Consider the following 2,354-nt stretch of genomic DNA (forward strand, 5'->3'; position numbering starts at 1 on the left):
GAACAGGAAAAGAGACAGATATCACTACAAGTTATCAGCAACATCTTAAAAGACTGATTGCGGATAACAATAGCGATATTGAAAGTAGTCAAAAGAAAATTGAAGGGCTACATACTTTGATTGACACAAAGAATAAAGACAATAAGAAATTGCAGTCAATTTATGATGCGATTTCCGAATTACACTAAGCAGTCCTGATAGGCTGCTTTTTTTGGGAGGTTATAGATGTTTACAACATTTTTTAAGAAAAACCAAGACAATGGTGATGTATTTAAGAAGCTAATTTATAGACTATCTGATATGTCTGTCCAAGATCTTGAAAAAATAGACCGACTGTTAGATATCATTTTTACTCCAAATCAAGAATCACAACAACTAAAAACAGAATCAACTTACAGAGAAGAAACTTTGGATGACACATTAAAGGAAGCTAAGAATCAACTTCATAAGGAACAATTGGAGAAGAATTTAGAGAGGTTTAGGAAAGACGGAAGGAAGTGAATAGTTTTATACAATTTTCTTTTACTTGAATAAAGTCTTGTGTTATACTTTTAGTATAGACTAGAGAAGGAAGTAAATATTTTGGAGTTGACTACCAAGCAGGAAAAGCAACTAGGTCAGACGCAGTGGTTTCATGCTACATTATTGAGACATTTAGAATCCTTAAAAAGTGGTATAGATGTTAAATTTAATTTAGGAAGTGAGCTAGATTTTGGTCCTGGTTTCTATATCACGCCTGACTTTGAACAAGCTAGAAAATTTATTAACAAGCAAGTTGAAGTATTAAATCGAAGCAGCTCTAATAATAATATTTTTGACTCAGAAGAAGAAGTAGGAATTATAGTAGAATTTCGTATTTCAAATTTTATAGAAATTTTTAAGAACCCTGACTATCATTGTCACTATTTTGCAAAACATAAAAAGTCAGAGTCAGATTTAGATTTTGCTGAATTTGTCGTTCAAAATCGGGAAAATCCAGATGAATTACAACACCATTTTGATTTTATCTATGGTGTTCAGACTGATGACAATCCAACCCAAGCTTTAGCTCGTTTTCGTCAGAATGAAATTACAAAAGAAGAAATGCTTGCTGAGTTTAGAAAACCATATTCTTTTAAACAATTATCCATCCACAACCAATCTTTTTGTGATATAATGAAAATAGAGATGGTTTATCAATCAAAAACAGGAGAGGAGTTACAAAAATGGCAGTAGTATCATTGGAAAATAATATTAGACTATATAGTTCAGAATTATTTCAAGCACTATTAAAAGCCTCTAATTATAAATTGGATAAGCGTATTGCTCAGACTGTTGCAGAAGGCTATGCTCGTAATCTAGATTATTCTGATCCTGAACTGATGCATGTTGGTGTAACTTCGGTTGCTAACAATCTGCTTACAAAAATTAAACAAGAGTATTTTAATGTATAGTATTTTAAAAAGCCACCGAAAAAGGAATTACTCTTTAAGGTGGCTTTTTTAGGAGTAAAGTTTAGGCTAGAAAAACAAGAAGTAACGCACCAAAAATGGTGCATTTCTTTTTTCTAAATGTTATGGCTCTTTGTCAACTGCAGTGGGTTGAAGAAAAGCTAAGATCTAGAAAGGACACATTTCGTCCTTTCTTTTTTGATGTTCAGAGCGATAAAAATCCGTTTTTTGAAGTTTTCAAAGTTTCGAAAACCAAAGGCATTTCGTTTGATGAGTTTAATGAGATTATTAGTCGCTTCCAATTTGGCGTTAGAATAGGGTAGTTAAAGGGCGTTGACGTTCCAAAGGAAACAGCACAACTCTTGAAAAGTATGGGATATGAAGTACAATTAGCTTTGATTGCGACAAAGCCTAAGCTGTCCTATCTGAGCACCCTTATCCGTTATGAAGAACTGTACGCTATCAATCCAGATCAAGCACGCGCAACTCCAAAAGAACATCATGATTTCATTGTAAATTATCTAGTTGATAATACAAGACAATTGGAAAAACTAGCTATCTTTGAAAGAATTCAAATTTACCAACGAGATAGAAGTTGTGTATACGATTCAGAAGAAGATAAAACTTCAGTAGCAACCGTTCTTCATGATTTACTATTTGGCGAATGGAATCAAGTTGAGAAAGAGATGCTTAAATCAGGAGAAGAAAGATTGAAAGATTTAACTAATCGAAATGGTTGTTAGATCTTGAGTTTTAAAATATAGTCTACTTATAACTTTTGTTAGTTGTTTAAGGTGGGCGAAACTTTTTTAGAACTAAAAAACGCATAGTCTCAGGTGTTGAAAAACTTGAAATTATGCGTTTTCTTGTGGGAAGATTTACTCCATTTTCTTCAGGAATTGAGATTTTGCCCATCTCTTTTTA

General features: G+C 32.7%; 5 protein-coding genes and 1 pseudogene. 5 read left to right on the forward strand and 1 reads right to left on the reverse strand.

Translation table 11 applies throughout. The annotated features are described in order from the left end of the window. The 4 genes from L0M85_RS09620 to L0M85_RS09635 all read left to right on the forward strand — a co-directional run. Window positions 1–188, forward strand: a 188-nt coding sequence (locus tag L0M85_RS09620) for a DUF5945 family protein (protein ID WP_238656926.1), incomplete at its 5' end; no start/stop codon positions are given. A gap of 37 nt (window positions 189–225) precedes the next feature. Continuing rightward, window positions 226–501: a hypothetical protein gene (locus L0M85_RS09625; RefSeq protein ID WP_135782409.1), complete on the forward strand. Its 276-nt coding sequence runs from the start codon at window positions 226–228 to the stop codon at window positions 499–501. Window positions 502–582: 81 nt separating this feature from the next. Continuing rightward, entirely contained in the window at window positions 583–1,215 is a 633-nt protein-coding gene (locus L0M85_RS09630) for a DUF3990 domain-containing protein (RefSeq protein ID WP_135782408.1), read from the forward strand. Further along, the gene (locus tag L0M85_RS09635; RefSeq protein ID WP_135782407.1) at window positions 1,206–1,433 is read left to right on the forward strand and encodes a hypothetical protein; all 228 of its coding nucleotides are present in this window, start codon (window positions 1,206–1,208) and stop codon (window positions 1,431–1,433) included. The genes L0M85_RS09630 and L0M85_RS09635 overlap by 10 nt, the downstream gene beginning before the upstream one ends. 158 nt (window positions 1,434–1,591) lie before the next feature. Here the strand turns inward: L0M85_RS09635 and L0M85_RS09640 are convergent. After that, window positions 1,592–1,768: pseudogene (locus tag L0M85_RS09640) on the reverse strand (transposase); the annotation flags it as partial. A gap of 33 nt (window positions 1,769–1,801) precedes the next feature. On the opposite strand from L0M85_RS09640, the gene L0M85_RS09645 reads away from it, so the two are divergent. Continuing rightward, window positions 1,802–2,173: a zeta toxin family protein gene (locus L0M85_RS09645; RefSeq protein WP_229056544.1), complete on the forward strand. Its 372-nt coding sequence runs from the start codon at window positions 1,802–1,804 to the stop codon at window positions 2,171–2,173. Window positions 2,174–2,354 lie beyond the last annotated feature (181 nt).

The sequence above is a fragment of the Streptococcus sp. DFI.7.26 genome (assembly GCF_022240605.1).
Lineage (GTDB): Bacteria > Bacillota > Bacilli > Lactobacillales > Streptococcaceae > Streptococcus > Streptococcus xiaochunlingii.